Annotated in this window: 17 protein-coding genes and 2 pseudogenes; 11 read left to right on the top strand and 8 right to left on the bottom strand. The window is 72.1% G+C overall.

The features are described 5' to 3' along the window. Window positions 1–198 (bottom strand): annotated as a pseudogene (locus QK442_RS08395) (transcriptional regulator); the annotation flags it as partial. Window positions 199–200: 2 nt separating this feature from the next. Here QK442_RS08395 and QK442_RS08390 point away from each other — a divergent pair. The 4 genes and pseudogenes from QK442_RS08390 to QK442_RS08375 all read left to right on the top strand — a co-directional run. Continuing rightward, a pseudogene (locus QK442_RS08390) lies at window positions 201–917 on the top strand (MFS transporter); the annotation flags it as partial. Window positions 918–926: 9 nt separating this feature from the next. Continuing rightward, window positions 927–1,436 carry a MarR family transcriptional regulator gene (locus QK442_RS08385; protein WP_282693238.1) on the top strand — a complete coding sequence of 170 codons (510 nt, stop codon included), beginning with the start codon at window positions 927–929 and terminating at the stop codon, window positions 1,434–1,436. A gap of 64 nt (window positions 1,437–1,500) precedes the next feature. Continuing rightward, window positions 1,501–1,833 (top strand): DUF3817 domain-containing protein, encoded by a 333-nt coding sequence (locus QK442_RS08380; protein WP_282693237.1) that lies wholly within the window; start codon window positions 1,501–1,503, stop codon window positions 1,831–1,833. 72 nt (window positions 1,834–1,905) lie between these two features. Then, complete coding sequence (locus tag QK442_RS08375; protein ID WP_282693236.1) at window positions 1,906–3,606, top strand: methylmalonyl-CoA mutase family protein; 1,701 nt, start codon at window positions 1,906–1,908, stop codon at window positions 3,604–3,606. Window positions 3,607–3,691: 85 nt separating this feature from the next. On the opposite strand, the gene QK442_RS08370 is transcribed toward QK442_RS08375, so the two are convergent. Continuing rightward, complete coding sequence (locus QK442_RS08370) at window positions 3,692–4,324, bottom strand: TetR/AcrR family transcriptional regulator (RefSeq protein ID WP_282693235.1); 633 nt, start codon at window positions 4,322–4,324, stop codon at window positions 3,692–3,694. A gap of 276 nt (window positions 4,325–4,600) precedes the next feature. Between QK442_RS08370 and QK442_RS08365 the strand changes: the two genes are divergently transcribed. The 4 genes from QK442_RS08365 to QK442_RS08350 all read left to right on the top strand — a co-directional run bounded on the left by QK442_RS08365 (window position 4,601) and on the right by QK442_RS08350 (window position 8,937). Further along, window positions 4,601–5,578: a tetratricopeptide repeat protein gene (locus QK442_RS08365; RefSeq protein ID WP_282693234.1), complete on the top strand. Its 978-nt coding sequence runs from the start codon at window positions 4,601–4,603 to the stop codon at window positions 5,576–5,578. A gap of 604 nt (window positions 5,579–6,182) precedes the next feature. Further along, window positions 6,183–6,854, top strand: coding sequence for a DUF6230 family protein (locus QK442_RS08360; RefSeq protein WP_282693233.1), 672 nt, complete (start codon window positions 6,183–6,185; stop codon window positions 6,852–6,854). 108 nt (window positions 6,855–6,962) lie between these two features. After that, window positions 6,963–7,529 (top strand): DUF6114 domain-containing protein, encoded by a 567-nt coding sequence (locus tag QK442_RS08355; RefSeq protein WP_282693232.1) that lies wholly within the window; start codon window positions 6,963–6,965, stop codon window positions 7,527–7,529. Next, complete coding sequence (locus QK442_RS08350; protein WP_282693231.1) at window positions 7,519–8,937, top strand: hypothetical protein; 1,419 nt, start codon at window positions 7,519–7,521, stop codon at window positions 8,935–8,937. Before QK442_RS08355 ends, QK442_RS08350 begins: the two co-directional genes overlap by 11 nt. A gap of 102 nt (window positions 8,938–9,039) precedes the next feature. Here QK442_RS08350 and pyk read toward each other — a convergent pair whose 3' ends face one another. The 3 genes from pyk to pta all read right to left on the bottom strand — a co-directional run bounded on the left by pyk (window position 9,040) and on the right by pta (window position 13,996). Beyond that, window positions 9,040–10,470, bottom strand: coding sequence for a pyruvate kinase (gene pyk, locus QK442_RS08345; RefSeq protein WP_282693230.1), 1,431 nt, complete (start codon window positions 10,468–10,470; stop codon window positions 9,040–9,042). Window positions 10,471–10,568: 98 nt separating this feature from the next. Next, window positions 10,569–11,843, bottom strand: coding sequence for an acetate kinase (locus QK442_RS08340; protein ID WP_282693229.1), 1,275 nt, complete (start codon window positions 11,841–11,843; stop codon window positions 10,569–10,571). Next, the gene (pta, locus tag QK442_RS08335) at window positions 11,840–13,996 is read right to left on the bottom strand and encodes a phosphate acetyltransferase (protein ID WP_282693228.1); all 2,157 of its coding nucleotides are present in this window, start codon (window positions 13,994–13,996) and stop codon (window positions 11,840–11,842) included. The genes QK442_RS08340 and pta overlap by 4 nt, the downstream gene beginning before the upstream one ends. A gap of 390 nt (window positions 13,997–14,386) precedes the next feature. Here pta and QK442_RS08330 point away from each other — a divergent pair, with 390 nt between their 5' ends. After that, window positions 14,387–15,412, top strand: a complete 1,026-nt coding sequence (locus QK442_RS08330; RefSeq protein WP_282693227.1) for a 6-phosphofructokinase — start codon at window positions 14,387–14,389, stop codon at window positions 15,410–15,412. Window positions 15,413–15,441: 29 nt separating this feature from the next. Here QK442_RS08330 and QK442_RS08325 read toward each other — a convergent pair whose 3' ends face one another. The 3 genes from QK442_RS08325 to QK442_RS08315 all read right to left on the bottom strand — a co-directional run bounded on the left by QK442_RS08325 (window position 15,442) and on the right by QK442_RS08315 (window position 18,862). Then, a complete protein-coding gene (locus tag QK442_RS08325; protein WP_282693226.1) occupies window positions 15,442–16,113 on the bottom strand; it encodes a helix-turn-helix transcriptional regulator in 672 nt (223 codons plus the stop codon). A gap of 449 nt (window positions 16,114–16,562) precedes the next feature. Further along, on the bottom strand, window positions 16,563–17,249 hold the full coding sequence (locus QK442_RS08320; protein WP_282693225.1) for a response regulator: 687 nt from the start codon (window positions 17,247–17,249) through the stop codon (window positions 16,563–16,565). After that, window positions 17,246–18,862 carry a sensor histidine kinase gene (locus tag QK442_RS08315; RefSeq protein WP_282693224.1) on the bottom strand — a complete coding sequence of 539 codons (1,617 nt, stop codon included), beginning with the start codon at window positions 18,860–18,862 and terminating at the stop codon, window positions 17,246–17,248. Before QK442_RS08315 ends, QK442_RS08320 begins: the two co-directional genes overlap by 4 nt. 196 nt (window positions 18,863–19,058) lie before the next feature. Here QK442_RS08315 and QK442_RS08310 point away from each other — a divergent pair, with 196 nt between their 5' ends. Continuing rightward, complete coding sequence (locus QK442_RS08310) at window positions 19,059–20,426, top strand: cation:dicarboxylase symporter family transporter (protein WP_282693223.1); 1,368 nt, start codon at window positions 19,059–19,061, stop codon at window positions 20,424–20,426. Between the two features lie 483 nt (window positions 20,427–20,909). Then, complete coding sequence (locus tag QK442_RS08305) at window positions 20,910–22,142, top strand: RNA-guided endonuclease TnpB family protein (RefSeq protein WP_282693222.1); 1,233 nt, start codon at window positions 20,910–20,912, stop codon at window positions 22,140–22,142. The last annotated feature ends 144 nt before the right edge of the window (window positions 22,143–22,286 follow it).

Here is a 22,286-nt window from a genome sequence, read left to right as displayed (position 1 = left end):
TCAGCCGGCGTCCGGCTGCGACACCGCGATCCCCAGCGGCGTCCGCTCGTACAGCACCTGGTGGCCGTAACGCCGGGAGGTCAGCAGCCCCGCGTCCCGCAGCACCGCCGGATGCGCCGAGACCGAGGACGGCGCCCGCCCCAGCCGGTGCGCGAGCGCCGTCGTCCCCCTCGGCCCGTCCAGGGCGCACAGCACGTCCCCCGCGCGGCGCCCTCGCCGTCACCGCCGCCACCTTCCTCGCCTCGGCACTGCTCCCGCGCCTCGGCACCGCCCGCCGACCCGCCCGCACCGCCGGACGGGCGGGCGGCGGGATCTCCGGCACCTGGGCGGTGCTGCGGAACCGGCGCGTGCGCGCCCTGATGCTGATGTTCTGGGTGCCGCCGTTCTTCGCCGTCGTCCCCGAGGCCCTCGCCGCCCCCTACGCCGCCGGGATCGGCGCCTCCAGCGCCGCCCTCGGCCTCCTCATGTGCGCCCTGCCCGTCGGCACCATCGCGGGCGAGCTCTTCGCCGGATCGTTCCTCTCCGCCGCGACCCGCTCCCGGATCATGCTGCCGCTCGCCGTCGCCGGCGTCCTGCCGTACCTCCTGTACGCCTCCGAGCCCGGCGTCGCCCTCGCGGTCGGCGTCCTCCTCCTGGCCGGCACCACCGGCGCGTACACCCTCGGCCTCGACGCCCGGTTCGTCGCCGCCGTCCCCGAGGAGCAGCGGGGAAGGACCATGACCCTGATGACCGCGGGCATGATGACCGTCCAGGGCATCGGCATGGCCGGGGCCGGCGCCGCCGCCGAGTTCGCCCCCGTGCACACGGTCGTCGCGGGCGCGGGCGTCCTCGGCACGCTCTGCCTCCTCGCCGCCGCCGCCGAGCCGCGGGCGACCGAAAAGCGAGACGGGGCTGACCGGCATGTGACCAGTCGGTAAGGTCGACGCGTGCCGAAGCCGCTCAGTCTCCCCTTCGACCCCATCGCCCGAGCCGACGAACTCTGGCAGAAGCGCTGGGGCCCGGTCCCCGCGATGGCCGCGATCACCTCGATCATGCGCGCCCACCAGATCCTCCTGGCCGAGGTCGACGCCGTGGTCAAGCCGTACGGGCTGACCTTCGCCCGCTACGAGGCCCTGGTGCTGCTCACCTTCTCCAAGGCGGGCGAGCTGCCGATGTCGAAGATCGGCGAGCGGCTGATGGTCCACCCCACGTCGGTGACGAACACGGTGGACCGCCTGGTGAGGTCCGGTCTCGTCGCCAAGCGCCCCAACCCCAACGACGGGCGCGGCACCCTCGCCTCCATCACCGAGAAGGGCCGCGAGGTGGTCGAGGCGGCCACCCGCGACCTGATGGAGATGGACTTCGGCCTGGGCGCGTACGACGCGGAGGAATGCGCCGAGATCTTCGCCCTCCTGCGCCCCCTGCGGGTCGCGGCACACGACTTCGAGGAGGGCTGACCTCGCTCCGGCGGGGGCCGACCCCCGCGAAGATCGCCCGGAACGGGCGGTTACGCTCGACGGCATGAAATCCAGCGTGCTGACCCGCTACCGCGTCATGGCGTACGTGACCGCCGTCATGCTGCTCGTGCTCTGCGGCTGCATGGTCGCCAAGTACGGCTTCGACACCGGCGAGGACGTGACCTTCGCGGTCTCCCAGACCCACGGCGTCCTGTACATCATCTATCTGATCTTCGCCTTCGACCTGGGTTCCAAGGCGAAGTGGTCGTTCGGCAAGCTGCTGTGGGTGCTGCTCTCGGGCACGATTCCCTTCGCCGCCTTCTTCGTCGAGCGGAAGGTCGTCGCCGAGGTCAAGCCGCTGGTCAGCGGCGTGCAGCCGGTTCCCGCCAAGGCCTGACACCCACCCCCGCACAACTGTGCGGGGGTTTGCCGTCGACATTTACTAGGACGTCCTAGTAAATTCGAAGGCATGGACGCTGACGCCATCGAGGAAGGCCGCCGTCGCTGGCAGGCCCGTTACGACAAGGCCCGCAAGCGCGACGCGGACTTCACCACGCTCTCCGGGGACCCGGTCGAGCCGGTCTACGGGCCCCGGCCCGGGGACACCTACGAGGGGTTCGAGCGCATCGGCTGGCCCGGCGAGTACCCCTTCACCCGGGGACTCCACCCCACCGGCTACCGGGGCCGCACCTGGACCATCCGCCAGTTCGCCGGCTTCGGCAACGCCGAGCAGACCAACGAGCGGTACAAGATGATCCTGGCCGCCGGTGGCGGCGGGCTCTCGGTCGCCTTCGACATGCCCACCCTCATGGGCCGCGACTCCGACGACCCCCGCTCCCTCGGCGAGGTCGGCCACTGCGGCGTCGCCATCGACTCCGCCGCCGACATGGAGGTCCTCTTCAAGGGCATCCCGCTCGGCGACGTCACCACGTCGATGACGATCTCCGGGCCCGCCGTGCCCGTCTTCTGCATGTACCTCGTCGCCGCCGAGCGCCAGGGCGTCGACCCCGCCGTCCTCAACGGCACGCTCCAGACCGACATCTTCAAGGAGTACATCGCGCAGAAGGAGTGGCTCTTCCCGCCCGAGCCGCACCTGCGCCTCATCGGCGACCTGATGGAGCACTGCGCGGCCGGCATCCCCGCGTACAAGCCGCTCTCCGTCTCCGGCTACCACATCCGCGAGGCCGGGGCGACGGCCGCGCAGGAGCTGGCGTACACCCTCGCCGACGGCTTCGGCTACGTCGAGCTCGGCCTCTCCCGCGGCCTCGACGTGGACGTCTTCGCCCCCGGCCTCTCCTTCTTCTTCGACGCGCACCTCGACTTCTTCGAGGAGATCGCCAAGTTCCGCGCCGCCCGCCGGATCTGGGCCCGCTGGATGAAGGAGGTGTACGGCGCCAAGACCGACAAGGCGCAGTGGCTCCGCTTCCACACCCAGACCGCGGGCGTCTCGCTCACCGCCCAGCAGCCGTACAACAACGTGGTGCGGACCGCGGTCGAGGCCCTGTCCGCCGTCCTCGGCGGCACCAACTCCCTCCACACCAACGCCCTCGACGAGACCCTCGCCCTCCCCAGCGAGCAGGCCGCCGAGATCGCCCTGCGCACCCAGCAGGTGCTGATGGAGGAGACCGGCGTCGCCAACGTCGCCGACCCGCTGGGCGGTTCCTGGTACGTCGAGCAGCTCACCGACCGGATCGAGGCCGACGCCGAGAAGATCTTCGAGCAGATCAAGGAGCGCGGCCTGCGCGCCCACCCGGACGGCAAGCACCCGATCGGCCCGATCACCTCCGGCATCCTGCGCGGCATCGAGGACGGCTGGTTCACCGGCGAGATCGCCGAGTCCGCCTTCCGCTACCAGCAGGCCCTGGAGAAGGGCGAGAAGCGGGTCGTCGGCGTCAACGTGCACCACGGCTCGGTCACCGGCGACCTGGAGATCCTGCGGGTCAGCCACGAGGTCGAGTGGGAGCAGGTCCGCGTCCTCGGCGAGCGCAAGGGCAAGCGCGACGAGGCGAAGGTCCGCGCCTCCCTCGACGCCATGCTGGCCGCCGCCCGCGACGGCTCCAACATGATCCCGCCGATGCTCGACGCCGTACGGGCCGAGGCCACCCTCGGCGAGATCTGCGGCGTCCTGCGCGAGGAGTGGGGCGTGTACGTGGAGTCGGCCGGTTTCTGACGCCCGGTCGCGATACGCACGCGCGGTACGACAGGAGGGGCGGTACGGGATTCCCGTACCGCCCCTCCTGTCGTACCCCGGAGGCTCAGCCGACGGTCGCCGCCGCGCCCAGGCCGCCGACGAGGAGGGCCGAGAGGCGCGCCACCCAGGCCGCGTCCACCGGTTCGGCGCTCACCAGGGCGCGGTGCACGACCGCGCCCGCGACCACGTCGAAGATCAGGTCGTCGACGGCGTCCACGGTCACCGGGTCGTGCTCCGCCGGGAGTTCACCACGCTCCTGCGCCCGCCGCCGGCCGTCGAGGACGAGCCGCTTCTGGCGGTCCACGATGGAGCCGCGGATCCGCTCCCGCAGCGGCTCGTCGCGGGTCGACTCGGCGACCACCGCCATCAGGGCCGTCTTCGTCTCGGGACGCTGGAGCAGGGAGGCGAACTGGAGGACCACGTGCTCGATGTCGGCGCGGAGGGAACCCAGGTCGGGCAGTTCGAGTTCGTCGAAGAGGACGGCGACGGCGTCGACGACCAGTTCGTTCTTGTTGGCCCAGCGGCGGTACAGGGTGGTCTTGGCGACGCCGGCCCGGCCGGCGACGTCGCCCATGGTGAGCTTGGACCAGCCCAGCTCCACCAGGGCCGCACGGGTCGCCTCCAGGATGGCCTCGTCGGCCTCGGCGGAGCGGGGGCGCCCGGTGCGGGGGCCGCGGGGGGTGGCGCTGCTGCACATGGACGACGACCATACCCGCCGGTAAGTACGGCGCCAGAGGCGCGCGATGTGAGGCAGTTCACGGCCGGGGGCTCCCTCCGGCCGGGCCGGGACCATTACGCTACGACCCGTAGCGAAAGGCGTGTCGAGCCGCCGCCGAGCGGTGGCCGGGCGGCCTGAGCGACAACCATGCAGGACCGCCGGGTGGGGACCCGGCGGGCAGGGGGCGCCCTCGGTGGAGGGCGCTGTTCGGCCATGGCTTAACGGATCCGCGCGCGGAAGGGGGAGGATGTACTCATGCAGCCCCGAAACATGTCCATGAGCGGCGTCGTCGACCTCGCCGCGGTGAAGGCGGCCGGAGAGGCCAAGGCGAAGGCGGAGCAGGCGCGCGCCGAGGCCGCCCGCCACGGCGGGACCGCGGCGGTGCCGCCCTCCGCCCTCGTGATCGACGTCGACGAGGCGGGCTTCGAGCGCGATGTGCTCCAGCGCTCCGCCGAGGTCCCGGTCGTCCTCGACTTCTGGGCCGAGTGGTGCGAGCCCTGCAAGCAGCTGGGCCCGCTCCTGGAGCGGCTGGCCGTGGAGTACAACGGCCGCTTCCTGCTCGCGAAGATCGACGTCGACGCCAACCAGATGCTGATGCAGCAGTTCGGCATCCAGGGAATTCCGGCCGTTTTCGCGGTCGTCGCCGGTCAGGCGCTGCCCCTCTTCCAGGGCGCGGTGCCGGAGGCGCAGATCCGGCAGACCCTCGACCAGCTGATCCAGATCGGCGAGGAGCGCTTCGGCCTGACCGGCCTCGCCGTGGACGCCGGCGCGGAGGCCGGTGCGGAGGGCGCCGCGCCCGCCGCGCGCCCGGCCGGCCCGTACGACGCCCTCCTGGAGGCGGCCATGTCCGCGCTGGACGCGGGCGACCTGGCCGGCGCGGTGCAGGCGTACAAGAACGTCCTCGCGGACGACCCCGAGCACCCCGAGGCCAAGCTGGGCCTCGCCCAGGCCGAGCTCCTGAGCCGGGTGCAGGGCATGGACCCGCAGGCGGTGCGGAAGCGCGCGGCGGACGACCCGGCGGACGTCGACGCCCAGATCGCCGCCGCCGACCTGGACCTGGTGGGCGGTCACGTGCAGGACGCCTTCGGACGCCTCGTGGAGACCGTGCGCCGGGCCGTCGGCGAGGACCGGGACAAGGCGCGGCTCCGGCTCCTGGAGCTGTTCGAGGTGATCGGCCCCGAGGACCCGCGGGTGACGGCGGGCCGGCAGGCGCTGGCACGCGTGCTGTTCTGAGCGTTTGCTCACCTTTCGGCAAGGTGCCGGATCGCTCGACGATTTGGCGACACAGTGACAACCGGCGGCCGCGCTTTACCAAATCTTGGTAATCGCGGCCGCTGTTACTTGCAGTAAATCGAACCCGTGGTTCTGTCCGGGTTCACCTTCCTATAAGCGGATTTTCCGCACCGCGCCCCTCCACCCTGCGTGCCCGGTCGGCGGCATCGCGCCATGGCGCGGTCACGCACCCGTTACTAGTGAGTAATGAACCCCTTGTGCGGGCGCCGGGAATGGACCACGATCGGCCACGCTCGGTCCGCACCGCACGCCCCGGCCAACCGCCAGGGCTGCGCGGCGCGGGTCCCCACCGGGCGGACCGGCGCCACAGGCGGCCGGTCGATCGGACAGGGGGGTTCCCGCTCCCACCGGGCGGGACCTGTCCACCGGGCCGTGCGCACGCGCGGCACATGGTTGTCGCTCGGGGGTGATCGCCGGTGATTCGGACGCGCGTCGCGCCACCCGATGCCTCGGCGCTCTCCTTCCCGAGGACGTAGCTCTTCTCCCATCCCAGGACGGGCCCCGGGCCCTTCTTGGAGATGTACGTCCGAGAAGGAGGATTCTCATGAAGTCCCAGGTTCGTGGCGGGACCAGGTGGAAGCGGTTCGCCGTCGTCATGGTTCCGAGCGTGGCCGCCACGGCCGCGATCGGTGTCGGCCTGGCCCAGGGCGCGCTCGCCGCGTCCTTCAGCATCTCCGGCCAGGAGTTCAAGGTTAAGGCCGAAAGCCTCGTCGGTGAGGGCTTCGTCCAGTACGGCAGCGTCGCCTCCGGCAAGACCCTGGAGGGCGAGGCGTTCGCCACCCCGGTCGCCGTCTCGGGCTTCGACAAGGCCTGGATCACCAAGATGTGCCAGTCGGTGGTCACGCCCAAGGTCCCGTTCATCGGTGACGTGACGCTCCAGCTGAACGCGGGCACCGAGAGCGGCAAGCCGGTGTACGCCGAGGACATCTACCTCGACGTCTCCGCGCTGAAGGCCGACGCCGAGTTCGGCAACATCGACATCGGCGTCGCGGCGGGCTCCGCCGACAAGGACGCCGCGGGCAACCCCATGCCGGGCCGTCCGGGCATCCAGCCCAACACCAAGGCCAACCCGCACGGCTTCGCGCAGCGTGCCGAGAAGGCCAAGCTCACCGGCGTCCAGCAGAAGGCGTGGGCCACCACCGCCGCGACCTTCAAGCTCCCCAACCTGAGCCTGTCCCTGCACCGGGGCACCTCGGCGGAGTGCTTCAAGGACTGACCAGTCCTTCAGGGTGCGGGCCGTTCCGACGGCCCGCACCCGCACCGGGGGCCGTCCCCGGCCTCTCTCCACCTTTCTCAGCAAGACCGCTTCCAGGGAGCTGTTTCCATGAGCGCCGAGACCCTCGCCTCCCGCGAAGTCCCCAAGAAGGAGAACCGGTTCAAGGTCTGGCGGCAGACCCGGCCCTTCTGGGCGGGACTGTTCACCATGATCGGCGGTGTACCGATCGCCTATCTCCCGTACGGGGACATGCGGCTCGGCAACATCACCCTCGCCATGAAGACGACCGCCGGGATGAGCGCGCTGGTCATCGGCGTCCTGCTCATCACCCTCGGCCTGACGATGTGGTTCCAGCCCATCGTCCGGGTCTTCGCGGGCGTCGCGGCGATCGTCCTGGCCCTCGTGTCCATCCCCGTGTCGAACTTCGGCGGACTGGTCGTCGGCTTCCTCTTCGCCCTCATCGGCGGTGCCATGTCGGCCTCCTGGGCGCCCGCGCCCGAAGCGGAGGAGACCGGGGAGGCCGAGAGGACCGAGGCGATGCCCGCGGAGGCGGAGTACGACGGCGAGCCGGAGGGCTTCGAGGAGGCCGTGTACGCCTCCGAGGCCGAGACCCGGGCCGTACCGGCGACCGAAACGACGAGCGACGCCAACGGCGGGAGGAACAGTGCGGGGTGACGAGACCCAGCAGGGCCTCGGGAGGAGCGGGCCGCGCCACGCGGCCCCTCGCAAGACGCTGCTGAACAGGATTCAGGGCCCCGCGGGCAAGGCGATGGCGCTCGCCGCCATGCCGACCGCGGTGTTCGTGGGCATGGGCCTCGCGCCCAACCCCGCGCTGGCCGACGAGAAGGACATCCCCTTCGCCCCCGGCCCCTGTGTGACCCGCTCCGACGAGCCGGTGGCGGAGGAGACGACGGCCACGCCCCCGGCGAAGGCCACCGAGACCGCGAAGCCGGAGCCGACGGCGACGGCCACCGGCTCGGCCGGACCGTCCGAGCCGACGGAGTCGTCCAAGCCGACCGAGCCGGCCGAGCCGACCGGGGAGCCGACGGCCACCCCGTCCGGAACCGCCGCGCCCACGGCCACGGCGACGCCGGACCCGGAGCCGACGGCCACCGCGTCCGCCCAGGGCGGGGCGCAGGAGGTGGCGGCCGAGGAAGAGGCCGCGCCGACGGCCACGCCCACGCCCACGAAGTCGGTCAACCCGCTCGATCCGCTGGGTGTCGGCGACGCCCTCACGGACTTCTTCAACGGGCTTGCCCCGCAGCAGGAGCCCACGGCCGCCCCCACGACGGAGTCCGCGACCCCGACCCCGTCGGCGACGACGGCCGCCCCGCAGCAGAAGGCGGCCACGACGGACGACGCCCCGGCCACGGAGGAGACGTCCGCCGAGAAGCCCTCCGAACCGACGCAGGACACGGCGAAGGACACGGCGGAGACCGCGACGGAGAAGCTGTCGCCCGCCGCCGCCAAGACCAAGGCCGCCATCGAGAAGGCCGCGGAGCAGGCCGGCGCCGAGGTCGAGGAACTGCCCGAGAGTGCCCAGGGCCTGGAGGCCAAGCAGGACACCGACATACCCGACGGCGCCAAGCCCCGCTTCCCCTGCCCCGAGCCGGACCCGGCCGCCCTCGCCGCCGCAGAGCTGGAGCCGGGTATCCCGCTGCTTCCGGACGAGCCGTGGCGCCTGGACACCACGCTGCTCACCCTCAAGGGCCTGAAGTACCACGGCATCGTGGAGGTGAAGACCTCCAGCGGCCAGATCAAGAAGGTCCTGAAGTTCACGGCCGACAACGGCGTCGACATCAAGGACCTGCACCAGACGACCGTTCACTCGGACGGCTTCAAGGGGCACGTCCGGTCGAACAGGGGCTCCACCTCGACGATCACCGGCGGCCGGGTGACCATGTACACCGAGTCGATCAAGGGCAACCTCTTCGGCATCATCCCCGTGGAGTTCACCCCGCAGACCCCGCCCCCGCTGGACGTCCCGCTCGCCATCTTCTCGAACGCCACGGTCATCCAGGCCGGCCAGTTCGGCGGCACCCTCAGGGTCCCGGGCCTCCGCAACACCATCGAGCCCGGCTGATCCCCCCGTACCACCCCGGGAGCCGCACAGGGCGAAGCCCCCGTCCGACGGATCGGACGGGGGCTTCGTCATGGCCTTCTGGCCGGATGGCCGTGCGGCGCGTCAGTCGCGCTCGCCGCCGCCCAGGTGGTGGACGCGGACCATGTTGGTGGTGCCGGGGACGCCGGGGGGCGAGCCGGCGGTGATGATCATGGTGTCGCCGGCGTTGTAGCGCTGGAGCTTCAGGAGCTCGGCGTCGACGAGGTCGACCATGGCGTCGGTGTTGTCGACGAAGGGGACGAGGAAGGACTCGACGCCCCAGCTCAGGGTGAGCTGGTTGCGGGTGTTCTCGTCCGTCGTGAAGGCCAGGATCGGCTGCTGCGCCCGGTAGCGGGAGAGGCGGCGGGCCGTGTCGCCGGACTGGGTGAAGGCGATCAGCGTCTTGCCGCCGAGGAAGTCGGCGATCTCGCAGGCCGCGCGGGCGACGGAGCCGCCCTGGGTGCGCGGCTTCTTGCCGGGGACCAGGGGCTGGAGGCCCTTGGAGAGCAGCTCCTCCTCGGCCGCGGCGACGATCTTCGACATCGTCTTGACGGTCTCGATCGGGTAGGCGCCCACGCTCGACTCGGCGGAGAGCATGACCGCGTCCGCGCCGTCCAGGATCGCGTTGGCGACGTCGCTCGCCTCGGCGCGGGTCGGACGGGAGTTGGTGATCATCGACTCCATCATCTGGGTGGCGACGATGACCGGCTTGGCGTTGCGGCGGCACATCTCGACGAGGCGCTTCTGCACCATCGGGACCCGCTCAAGGGGGTACTCGACGGCGAGGTCGCCGCGGGCGACCATGACGGCGTCGAAGGCGGCGACGACCTCGGCCATGTTCTCGACGGCCTGCGGCTTCTCGACCTTGGCGATGACCGGGACCCGGCGGCCCTCCTCGTCCATCACCTTGTGGACGTCCTTGACGTCGGCGGCGTCGCGGACGAAGGAGAGGGCGACCATGTCGCAGCCCATGCGGAGGGCGAAGCGGAGGTCCTCGACGTCCTTCTCGGACAGGGCCGGGACGTTGACCGCCGCGCCGGGCAGGTTGATGCCCTTGTGGTCGGAGATCACACCGCCCTCGATGACGACGGTCTTGACCCGGGGGCCCTCGACCTCGACGACCCGCAGCTCGACGTTGCCGTCGTTGATGAGGACCTGGTCGCCCTTGGAAACGTCGCCGGGGAGGCCCTTGTAGGTGGTGCCGCAGATGGACTTGTCACCGGGGACGTCCTCGGTGGTGATGGTGAACTCGTCCCCGCGGACCAGCTCGACCGGACCCTCCGCGAAGGTCTCCAGACGGATCTTGGGGCCCTGGAGGTCGGCCAGCACACCGATGGCGCGGCCGGTGTCGGCGGCGGCCCTGCGGAGACGGTCGTACCGCTCCTGGTGCTCTGCCTGGGTCCCGTGGCTCATGTTGAAACGGGCCACGTTCATGCCGGCCTCGATGAGAGCCTTCAGCTGCTCGTACGAGTCGACGGCGGGGCCCAGCGTGCAGACGATTTTGGAACGGCGCATGAGGCGGATCCTATCGGTTTGTTTCACTGCGGAATATTCCGGCTGGTGGAAAGTACAAATGGGCGGGGGCCCGCTCAGGCGTTCACTCCTTCGAGGGGCTACCCGCTCACGAGTGCGTAGCTCTGACGGGCGATCTCCAGCTCCTCGTCGGTGGGCACCACGGCCACCGCGACCCGCGCGTACTCGGGCGAGACGATCCGGGGCTCGTCGGACCGTACGGCGTTGAGTCCGGCGTCCACGGCGAGCCCCAGCTCCTCCAGGCCGGTGATCGCCGCCTCCCGTACCGGCGCCGCGTTCTCGCCGACGCCGGCGGTGAACGCGACCGCGTCCACCCGGCCGAGCACCGCGTAGTACGCGCCGATGTACTTCTTCAGCCGGTGGACGTAGACGTCGAAGGCGAGCGCGGCCCGCTCGTCGCCCGCGTCGATCCGGCGCCGGATCTCGCGCATGTCGTTGTCGCCGCAGAGCCCGACCAGGCCCGACTTCTTGTTGAGCAGCGTGTCGATCTCGTCGGCGGACATGTCCGCCACCCGCATGAGGTGGAAGGTGACCGCCGGGTCGACGTCGCCCGAGCGGGTGCCCATGACCAGGCCCTCCAGCGGGGTCAGGCCCATGGAGGTGTCGACGCAGCGGCCGCCGCGGACCGCCGAGGCGGAGGCGCCGTTGCCGAGGTGGAGGACGATCACGTTCACCTCCTCGGGCTCCTTGCCGAGCAGCTTCGCCGTCTCGCGGGAGACGTACGCGTGCGAGGTGCCGTGGAAGCCGTAGCGGCGGATCCGGTGCGCGTCGGCGGTCTCCACGTCGATCGCGTACCGGGCGGCCGCCTCCGGCATCGTGGTGTGGAAGGCGGTGTCGAAGACGGCGACCTGCGGCAGGTCGGGGCGCAGCGCCATGGCCGTGCGGATGCCGAGCAGGTTGGCCGGGTTGTGCAGCGGCGCCACCGGCACCAGGCGCTCGATCTCGGCGAGCACCTCGTCGTCGATGACGGTCGGCTCGGTGAAGCGGAGCCCGCCGTGCACCACCCGGTGCCCGATCGCCGCGAGCTCCGGCGAGTCCAGGCCGAGCCCGTCGGCCGCCAGCTCCTCGGCGACCGCCTTCAGGGCCGCCGCGTGGTCGGGGACGGGCCCGAAGCGCTCGCGGGTCGCCCGCCCGCCGTCCAGGAGCGGGGTGTGGGCGAGCCGGGAGGTCTCCTCGCCGATCCGCTCGACCAGGCCGAGCGCGAGCCGGCTGCCGTCGCTCATGTCGAGGAGCTGGTACTTCACCGACGAGGAGCCGGAGTTGAGGACGAGGACGCGGCTGGGCGCCTCGGCGGCGGCGCGGTCGGGCGCCTCGGCGGCGGCCCTGTCGGGGGAGGGACCGGTGGTGGTGCTCATGCGGTGGGCTCCTGGGCGTCGGCGGCCCCGGCGGGGGCCTGGGACTGGATCGCCGTGATGGCGACCGTGTTGACGATGTCGCTGACGAGGGCGCCGCGCGAGAGGTCGTTGACCGGCTTGCGCAGGCCCTGGAGGACCGGGCCGACGGCGACGGCGCCGGCCGAACGCTGCACCGCCTTGTAGGTGTTGTTGCCGGTGTTGAGATCGGGGAAGACCAGGACGGTCGCCTGTCCCGCCACCTCCGAGCCCGGCAGCTTGGTCGCCGCCACGGAGGGCTCCACGGCCGCGTCGTACTGGATCGGCCCCTCGATCCGCAGCTCCGGATGGGCCTCGCGGACCAGCTTGGTCGCCTCGCGCACCTTGTCGACGTCGGCGCCCGAGCCGGAGGTGCCGGTCGAGTACGAGAGCATCGCGATCCGCGGCTCGACGCCGAAGCGGGCCGCGGTGGCCGCCGACTGCACGGCGATGTCCGCGAGCTGCTCGGCGTCCGGGTCCGGGTTGACCGCGCAGTCGCCGTACACGAGCACCTTGTCGGCCAGGCACATGAAGAAGACGGACGAGACGATCGAGGCGTCCGGCTTGGCCCTCCCGTCTCCCACCACCGCCCTATCCGACGGGCTGCGCCCGGCCCCCTTTGTTCTTATGATCTCGAAGGCCGGCCGGATGGTCGCGGCGGTGGAGTGGACCGCGCCGGAGACCATGCCGTCGGCCAGGCCCTCCTCGACCATCAGGGTGCCGAAGTAGTTCACGTCCGAGACGACGTCGTACGCGAGCTCCACGGTGACGCCCTTGTGGGCGCGCAGCCGCGCGTACCGCTCGGCGAAGGCGTCCCGCAGCTCCGAGGTCTGCGGGTCGATCAGCTGACTGCCCCGCAGGTCCACGCCGAGGTCGGCGGCCTTCTTGCGGATGGCCTCGACGTCGCCGAGCAGGGTGAGGTCGCAGACGTCCCGGCGCAGCAGCACGTCGGCGGCGCGCAGCACCCGCTCCTCGACGCCCTCGGGCAGCACCACCCGGCGCCGGTCGGCCCGGGCCTGCTCCAGGAGCTCGTGCTCGAACATCATCGGGGTGACCCGGCCGCTGGGCGCCACCGATATCCGCTTGACCAGGTCGGCGGTGTCCACGTGCCGCTCGAAGAGGCCGAGCGCGGTCTCCGCCTTGCGCGGGGTGGCCGCGTTCAGCTTGCCCTCCAGGGCGAAGAGTTCCGCGGCGGTCGGGAAGCTGTTGCCGGGGACGGAGATCACCGGGGTGCCGGGCGCGAGCCGGGCCGCCAGGGTGAGGACCGCGTCGGTGGGCCGCTCGTCCAGGGTGAGCAGGACGCCCGCGATCGGGGGCGTACCGGCCGAGTGGGCGGCGAGCGCCCCGACGACCAGGTCGGCCCGGTCGCCGGGGGTGACGACCAGACAGCCCGGGGTCAGTGCGCCCAGGAAGTTCGGCAGCATCGCGCCGCCGAAGACGAAGTCCAGGGCGTCGCGGGCGAGCCCGGCGTCGTCGCCGAGGACGACGGTCGCGCCGAGCGCGTGGGTGATCTGGGCGACCGTCGGCGCGGCGAGCGCCGGCTCGTCCGGCAGGACGTAGCAGGGCACGGGCAGCCGGACGGTCAGCCGCTCGGCGATGGCCTCGCGGTCCTCGGCCGCCACCCGGTTGACGACCATCGCGAGGACGTCGCAGCCGAGGCCGTCGTACGCCCGGAAGGCGTTGCGCGCCTCGGCCCGTACGGACTCCTCCGGCTGGCCCTTGCCGCCGACGACCGGGATGACGGAGGCGCCGAACTCGTTGGCGAGGCGGGCGTTGAGCGCCAGCTCGTCGGGGAGCTGGGTGGCGGCGAAGTCGGTGCCGAGGACGAGGACGACCTCGTAGTCGCGGGCGACCGCGTGGAAGCGGTCGACCAGCCGGGAGACCAGCTCGTCGGTGCCCTGCTCGGCCTGGAGGTCGGACGCCTCGTGGTAGTCCATGCCGTAGACCGTGGCGGGGTCCTGCGTGAGCCGGTAGCGGGCGCGCAGCAGCTCGAAGAGGCGGTCGGGACCGTCGTGCACCAGCGGCCGGAACACCCCCACCCGGTCCACCTGTCGGGTGAGGAGCTCCATGACTCCCAGCTCGACGACCTGGCGGCCGTCCCCGCGGTCGATCCCGGTCACGTACACGCTGCGCGTCACGCCGTGCTCTCCTGTCCAGTCCTGCGGAAGGGGCCCGTCCCGTGGGAAGGCCGTCCTGTCGCGAGGGCCCGGCCCGTCCTCGGGGCCCGGCCCTCGCCCTGCGTCAACCCCCGGCGCCGAAAAGACACCGATAGGGCGGCAATACCCCCTTGACAATACCCCTGCACCTGGGTAGGCCGCCCGCCATACGCCTGCCGCGCGAAGAGCCTCCGACGAGGGACGGAAGGCCCCCGGACGGCCCCCCGGAAGGCCCCCGGACGGCTTCCCGGACGGCCCCCGGACGGCCCTGTGCCCGGCACGCGCGGAGCAGCGGCGAACGCGGCGGGCACCCCCCTCGTGTGAGAATCGAAACGGCTCAGAAGAACCGCGACGAGCAGGAGACACAGCACGATGCGCATCGGAGTTCTCACCGCAGGCGGCGACTGCCCCGGCCTGAACGCAGTGATCCGGTCGGTCGTGCACCGGGCCGTGACCAACTACGGCGACGAGGTCATCGGCTTCGAGGACGGCTACGCCGGACTCCTCGACGGCCGCTACCGCCCCCTCGACCTCAACGCCGTCAGCGGCATCCTCGCCCGCGGCGGCACCATCCTCGGCTCCTCCCGCCTGGAGCGCGCCCGCTTCGCCGCGGCCTGCGCCAACGCCAAGGAACTCATCGAGAAGAGCGGCTTCGACGCCCTCATCCCGATCGGCGGCGAGGGCACCCTGACCGCCGCCCGGATGCTCTCCGAGGCCGGGGTGCCCGTCGTCGGCGTCCCCAAGACCATCGACAACGACATCTCCTCCACCGACCGCACCTTCGGCTTCGACACCGCCGTCGGCGTCGCCACCGAGGCGATGGACCGGCTGAAGACCACCGCCGAGTCCCATCAGCGGGTCATGGTCGTCGAGGTGATGGGCCGCCACGCCGGCTGGATCGCGCTGGAGTCCGGCATGGCCGGCGGCGCCCACGGCATCTGCCTGCCCGAGCGCCCCTTCGACCCGGCCGACCTGGCCAAGATGGTCGAGGAGCGGTTCGCCCGGGGCAAGAAGTTCGCCGTCATCTGCGTCGCCGAGGGCGCCCACCCCGCCGACGGGACCATGGACTACGGCAAGGGCGAGATCGACCAGTTCGGCCACGAGCGCTTCCAGGGCATCGGCACCGCCCTCGCCTACGAGCTGGAGCGCCGGCTCGGCAAGGAGGCCCGCCCGGTCATCCTCGGCCACGTCCAGCGCGGCGGCACCCCGACGGCGTACGACCGCGTCCTCGCCACCCGCTTCGGCTGGCACGCGGTGGAGGCCGTGCACCGCGGCGAGTTCGGCAACATGACGGCGCTGCGCGGCACCGACGTGAAGATGGTGCCGCTGGCCGAGGCCGTGACCCGGTTGAAGACGGTCCCGGAGGACCGGATGCGGGAGGCCGAGTCGGTCTTCTGACCTCCGTCGGTCTTCTGACCTCTTGGGGGCTACGGCTCGACCGCCGCCCAGAAGTGGTCGTTGACCGAGTCCAGGTACGCCCGGCCCTCGTCGCCCGTCGATCCCGACGCGCCCCAGCTGCTCGTCGCCGCCATTCGGGCGTGGTACTCGGCGTGCATCCGGGCCAGGACGGGTTCCACCACCCGCCGGGACACCGGCAGCATCCGCGCCACCGGCTTCACGTACGCCTGCCAGCGGGTCGTCACCGCGTCCCGCAGCAGCTCCGCGAGGCGTTCGTCCCCGCCCGTCGCGGTGATCAGCGCCCGCGGGCCGAGGCCCAGGACCTCGGCGAGCGCGGCCGTCTGCCGCTCGGTGCCGCGCCAGCGGCCCTCGTCCTCCATCCGGCGGTACGCGTGCGCCGCGACGCCCACGAGCCGGGCCAGCTCCTCCACGGAAAGGCCGTGGGCCATCCGGTGCTCGCGCAGGGTGGAGGCGACGGCGATCAGATCGGCGGGCGAGCACCACAGGACACCCGCGAGCGCGGTCAGCTCGCGCTCGCTGGGGGCCAGGGTGCCGCGCTCCCAGGCGGCGACGGTCTCGGGGCCGACGAGCAGGCCGTACTGGGCCCGCAGGCCGTACGCGACGTGGTCGGGTGCCATGCCGAGCCCCAGACGCAGGCGGCGCGCGGCCGGGGCGTCGAAGGGAGGAGAAGGATGGTGCATTCGACCACGGTAGGTGCGCAGGGTGACGAAAAACTACGGTGCGTTCATCCGAAGGCCAAAGCCTGGAGGAACGTGGGAACCGGCCGGTAATCGGTACGTGACGTCCGGTGAGCGGTGAAGAAGGGGTACGAGCTCCGCCACGACGGGCGCGGGGTGGGGGCTCCGGCCCGGCGGGGGCAGGGGTACGGGCTCTGCTCCGGTGGTGGCGGGGTACGGTTTCCGCCCCCCCGACGGCAGGGGCACGAGCTTCGCCACGACGGGCGCAGGGGCAAGGGCCTCGGCCCGGCGGCGGCAGGGTTACGGGCTCCGGCCCGGCGGTGGCGAGGGTACGGGCTTTGCCACGCCAGAGGCAGGTACGGTCTCCGCTACGGCGACGAGGGTGCGGTTTCCGCCACGCCGGCGGCAGAGGCACGGGCCCGCCACGGCACCCCGCGCACGCCCCCTGGTGTTCAGCGGTTGCCGCGCCAGCGGTACTGGAGCTCCGGGCGGCCGATCTGGCCGTACTGGGGCGCACGGTCCGCGCGGCCCTCGGTGACCAGGTGCTCCAGGTAGCGGCGGGCGGTGATCCGCGAGATGCCGACCTCCGCGCCCGCCTCCGCGGCGGTCAGTCCGGCGGGCGCCTCGCGCAGGGTGCGGGTGACGGCCTCCAGGGTCGGGCCGCTCAGGCCCTTCGGCAGGGTGGCCGGGTGCGGGGCGCGCAGCGCGGCGAGCGCCCGGTCGACCTCGTCCTGGCCGGCCGCCTCCCCGGCCGCGCCGCGGAACTCGGCGTACCGTGTCAGCCGGTCCCGGAGCGTGGCGAAGGCGAAGGGTTTCAGGACGTACTGGACGACCCCGAGCGAGACCCCCTCGCGGACCACCGCCAGGTCGCGCGCCGAGGTCACGGCTATGACGTCCGCCCCGTGCCCGGCGGCCCGCAGCGCCCGCAGCAGGGCGAGCCCGTGCCCGTCGGGCAGGTAGAGGTCGAGCAGGATCAGGTCGACGGGCGTCCGGTCGAGCAGCCGTACCGCCGCGGCCCGCGAGTGCGCGACCCCGACCACCCGGAAGCCCTCCACCCGGCCCGCGTACAGCGCGTGCGCGTCGGCGGCCACCGGATCGTCCTCGACGACCAGGACCCGGATCTCCCGCGCCCCGCTCATGCGTCGCCTCCGGTACGGGGGAGCGGCACCCGGACCGTGAAGCGGGCGCCGCCGCCGGGCGCCTCGTCCAGGGCGAGGGTGCCGGAGGCGCGGACGACGGCCTGGCGGACCAGCGCCAGGCCCAGGCCGCGGCCGGGGCCCCGCGTGGACCAGCCCCGGCCGAGCACCGCGTCCCGGTCGGCGGGCCGCACCCCCGGGCCCGTGTCGTCGACCCGCAGCAGCAGCTCCCCGTCCCCGGCGCGGGCGGCGACGGTGACCGTCACGCGCGCGTGCGAGGTGCCGCCCGCCGCCTCCACCGCGTTGTCCAGCAGATTGCCGAGCACCGTCACCAGGTCCCTCGGCTCCAGGGCCGGCGGCAGCAGCCCGTCGTCGATCCGGCTGTCCTCGGTGAGGACCAGCTCCACGCCCCGCTCGTTCGCCTGCGCCGCCTTGCCGAGCAGCAGCGCCGCGAGGACCGGTTCGCCGACCGCGTCCACCACCCGGTCGGTGAGCGCCTGCGCCAGCTCCAGCTCGGCCGTCGCGAACTCCACCGCCTCGGCCACCCGCCCGAGTTCGATGAGCGACACCACCGTGTGGAGCCGGTTGGCCGCCTCGTGGGCCTGGGAGCGCAGCGCCTCGGTGAACCCGCGCTGCGAGTCCAGCTCGCCGGAGAGCGCCTGGAGTTCGGTGCGGTCCCGGAGGGTGACGACGGTGCCGCGCCGCTCCCCGCCCACCACCGGGCGGGTGCTGACGACGAGGACCCGGTCGTCGGTCAGGTGCGTCTCGTCCACCCGGGGCTCCGAGGAGAGCAGCGCCCCGGTCAGCGGCGCCGGAAGCCCGAGCTCGGCCGCCGACCGCCCGACCACCCCCTCGTCCAGGCCGAGGAGTTCGCGCGCCCCGTCGTTGATGAGCGCGATCCTGCGCTGCCCGTCGAGCATCACCAGGCCCTCCCGCACCGCGTGCAGCGCCGCCTCGTGGTAGTCGTGCACGCGGCTCAGCTCGGTGGCGTTCATCCCGTGGGTGTGCCGCCGCAGCCGCGCGTTGATCACGTACGTACCGGCGCCGCCGAGCGCGAGGGCCGCGCCCGCCATGCCGAGCAGCGCGGTCACCTGCTCCCGTACCTGCGCGCTGATCCGCTCGATGGTGATGCCCGCGCTGACGAGTGCGATCACTCGCCCGCCGTCGACGACCGGCGTGATCGTCCGCACCGAGGGGCCGAGGGTCCCCAGGTGGGTCTCCGAGAGGGTCTCGCCGCGCAGCGCCGGCTCGATGTGGCCGAGGTAGTGGCGGCCGATCTCGCCGGGCTCGGGGTGCGTCCAGCGGGTGCCGTCCGGGGCCATGATCACGACGAAGGCCACGTCCGCCCGGCGCCGCAGCTCCTCCGCGTACGGCTGGAGCGCGGCGGACGGGTCGGCCGAGCGGACCGCCGCCACCACGGACGGCGACCCGGCGACGGCCGTCGCGGTCGCCCTGGACTGCCGGCGCGCGGTCTCCTCGGCCTGCGCCCGGTCCGTGACGTACGCGAAGACCGCACAGCCCGCCACGACCGCGGCCATCAGCACGACCTGCACGGCGAAGAGCTGGCCGGCCAGGCTGCGGGGGCGGGGGAGGAGGCGGCGGAGCGGGGGGCGCATGCGAGCAAGTGTGCACGCCGGGGGCGGCTCCGGCGCCCGGCGTGCCCGAATCGTGCCCTCCGCTCCCGGCCCCGCCGGGCGGACGGGGTTTCGGCCATGAACGAAACGTACGCAACGGTGACCCCGGTCACAGGCTGGTGGATAGTCGCGGAGTCCACCGGGACGTGGACGCCCCCATCAGCGCGAGGAGGACCCCGTGGCCGCACGCCGGGACCGTACCCACTATCTGTATCTGGCCGTCATCGGCGCCGTCCTGCTCGGCATCGCCGTCGGTTTCCTCGCCCCGGGCGTGGCCGTCGAGCTGAAGCCGCTGGGCACCGGCTTCGTGAACCTGATCAAGATGATGATCTCGCCGATCATCTTCTGCACGATCGTCCTGGGCGTCGGCTCGGTCCGCAAGGCCGCCAGAGTCGGCGCCGTCGGCGGCCTCGCCCTCGGCTACTTCCTCGTGATGTCGACCGTCGCCCTCGCGATCGGCCTCGTCGTCGGCAACCTCCTGGAGCCCGGTTCGGGCCTCCACCTCACCGAGGAGCTGGCCCAGGCCGGGGCCAAGCAGGCGGAGGGCGCGAGCGAGTCCACGCAGGACTTCCTGCTCGGGATCATCCCGAAGACCCTCGTCTCCGCCTTCACCGCGGGCGAGGTCCTCCAGACCCTGCTCGTCGCCCTCCTCGCGGGCTTCGCGCTCCAGGCGATGGGCACGGCGGGCGAGCCGGTGCTGCGCGGCATCGGACACATCCAGCGGCTCGTCTTCCGCATCCTCTCCATGATCATGTGGGTGGCCCCGGTCGGCGCCTTCGGAGCCATCGCCGCCGTCGTCGGAGCGACCGGCGTGGACGCCCTGAAGTCCCTCGCCGTCATCATGATCGGCTTCTATCTGACCTGCGCGCTCTTCGTCTTCGTCGTCCTCGGCGCGCTGCTCCGCCTGGTCGCCGGGATCACCATCTGGTCCCTCCTGAAGTACCTGGGCCGCGAGTTCCTGCTGATCCTCTCGACCTCGTCCTCCGAGTCGGCGCTGCCCCGCCTGATCGCGAAGATGGAGCACCTGGGCGTCTCCAAGCCGGTCGTCGGCATCACCGTCCCCACCGGCTACTCCTTCAACCTCGACGGCACCGCCATCTACCTCACGATGGCCTCGCTCTTCGTCGCCGAGGCGATGGGCGACCCGCTCTCGATCGGCGAGCAGATCTCCCTCCTCGTCTTCATGATCATCGCCTCGAAGGGGGCCGCGGGCGTCACCGGCGCCGGTCTCGCCACCCTCGCGGGCGGCCTCCAGTCGCACCGCCCCGACCTGGTCGACGGCGTCGGCCTGATCGTCGGCATCGACCGCTTCATGAGCGAGGCCCGCGCCCTCACCAACTTCGCCGGCAACGCCGTCGCCACCGTCCTCGTCGGCACCTGGACGAAGGAGATCGACCGGACGCGGGTGACCGAGGTCCTGGCGGGGAAGTTCCCCTTCGACGAGAAGAGCTTCATCGACGACCACGCCGACCACGCCGGGGAAGCCCCGGCCGCCGTACCGGACCCGCGTGACCAGGGTGAGGAGCGCGCCCGCGCCGGCGTCTGACCCACCCCACCGAACCTCCTCCCGGGACCCGGGCCTTGAGCCGGATCCGGGCACCGGGAGGAACCCGCCTCACGGAGAACGCCCTCGGCATTCGTCGAGGGCGTTTCGGTGCGCGGAGACGCGGCGGCATACAAAAAACCCCGGCTGAATTGACAGTCGGGGTGGTGCGGCGCCTCTGGGTGAACCTGGTACGGCACTGCGGGCTGCTGCCCGGCGCGGACCATGTGATATTCTTGGAAATCGACTCGAAGGTGAAACCTGTCCACGGCTACGCCAAGCAGGGTGCCGCCTTCGGCTACCGGAATTCATTCGCAGTGGCACCGGCTTTCAGGCCGGTGGTGAAGCGAATTCCCATAGTGGTGATGCAGGGCGTCGCGGTAGCGTTCCTGCGGAGCAGGACAACGCCGTTCGCGCGTGATGGTGACAGCCCGTACGGACGTTCCCCGTAGTGCTGGCCCGGGGTGTGTTCGTACGATCAGCGGCATGCAGCTTCGGTACGCCTTCAGGTTGTACCCGGAGCCCGGTCAACGGGGTGCGCTGGCCAGGGCGTTCGGGTGCGCGCGGGTCGTGTACAACGACGCCGTGCGTGCCCGCCGCGACGCCCATGCGGCGAAGGAGCCCTACCCGAGCTCCAAGAGCCTGTCCCGTTCCCTGATCACCCGGGGCAAGCTCCGCCGGGACCGGTACTGGCTGGGCGAGGTCTCCGCCGTTGTCCTGCAACAGGCCCTGCGTGATGCCGACGCCGCCTACGGCAACTTCTTCGCCTCCCTCAAGGGCGAACGCCATGGCCCACGTGTGGGTGAGCCACGGTTTCGGTCGCGGAAGGATTCCCGGCAGGCGATCCGGTTCACCGCGAACGCCCGCTGGAAGATCACCGGGACGGGGCGGCTGCTCCTGCCGAAGATCGGCGAGGTGCGGGTGAAATGGTCGCGCCCACTGCCGACGGTGCCGTCCTCGGTCACCGTCGTCAAGGACTCCTCAGGGCGGTACTTCGCCAGCTTCGTCATCGAGACCGACCCCGACACCGATGCCACCGCCCTGCCCGACGCCGCACCCGGCTCCAGTGTCGGCATCGACCTGGGTCTCACCCACTTCGCTGTCCTGGACGACGGCGCGAAGATTGACTCCCCGCGGTTCCTGCGCCGTGCGGAGAAGAAGCTGAAGAAGGCGCAGCGGGAGTTGTCCCGCAAGGAGAAGGGATCGAGAAACCGGGCCAGTGCCCGGCTGAAGGTGGCCCGTGCCCACGCGAAGGTTGCCGACGCGCGCAAAGAGTTCTGCCATCAGCTCTCCACGAGGATCGTCCGCGAGAACCAAGTGGTCGTGGTGGAGGACCTGGCGGTGAACGGACTCGCGCGCACCAGGCTGGCCAAGAGCGTGTATGACGCGGGCTGGTCCATGTTCGTGGACATGCTGCGGTACAAGTGCGAGCGGTACGGGCGCCTGTTCGTGCAGATCGGCCGGTTCGAACCGACCAGCCAGACCTGCTCGGACTGCGGCCACCGGGACGGGCCCAAGCCCCTGGACGTACGGACCTGGACCTGCCCGGTCTGTCATGCCGTCCACGACCGGGACGTCAACGCCGCACGCAACATCAAGGCCGCTGGACTGGCGGCATCAGCCTGTGGAGCGCAGGTAAGCCCCCGATCCTCTCGGGGCGGGGCACAGCGCGACGAAGCAGGAAGCCACGGAATCCCACCCACGGCCTGTGCCGCGTAGCGGTACAGCACCAGGTGAAGGACGACCGGAATCCTCGGGCTTCAGCCCGAGGAGCATGTCAAATCGGCAACGTGCTGCCCTCGCTCGGCGAGACCGGTGTCCTCCTCGCCACCCCCGGGAAGCTGTACCCCGGCGTCCGCGCCA

The organism is Streptomyces sp. CC208A, assembly GCF_030010625.1.
Taxonomy (GTDB): Bacteria; Actinomycetota; Actinomycetes; order Streptomycetales; family Streptomycetaceae; genus Streptomyces.
Note: the sequence above shows the minus strand (reverse complement) of the source record. Positions and strands in the feature narration are given on the sequence as shown.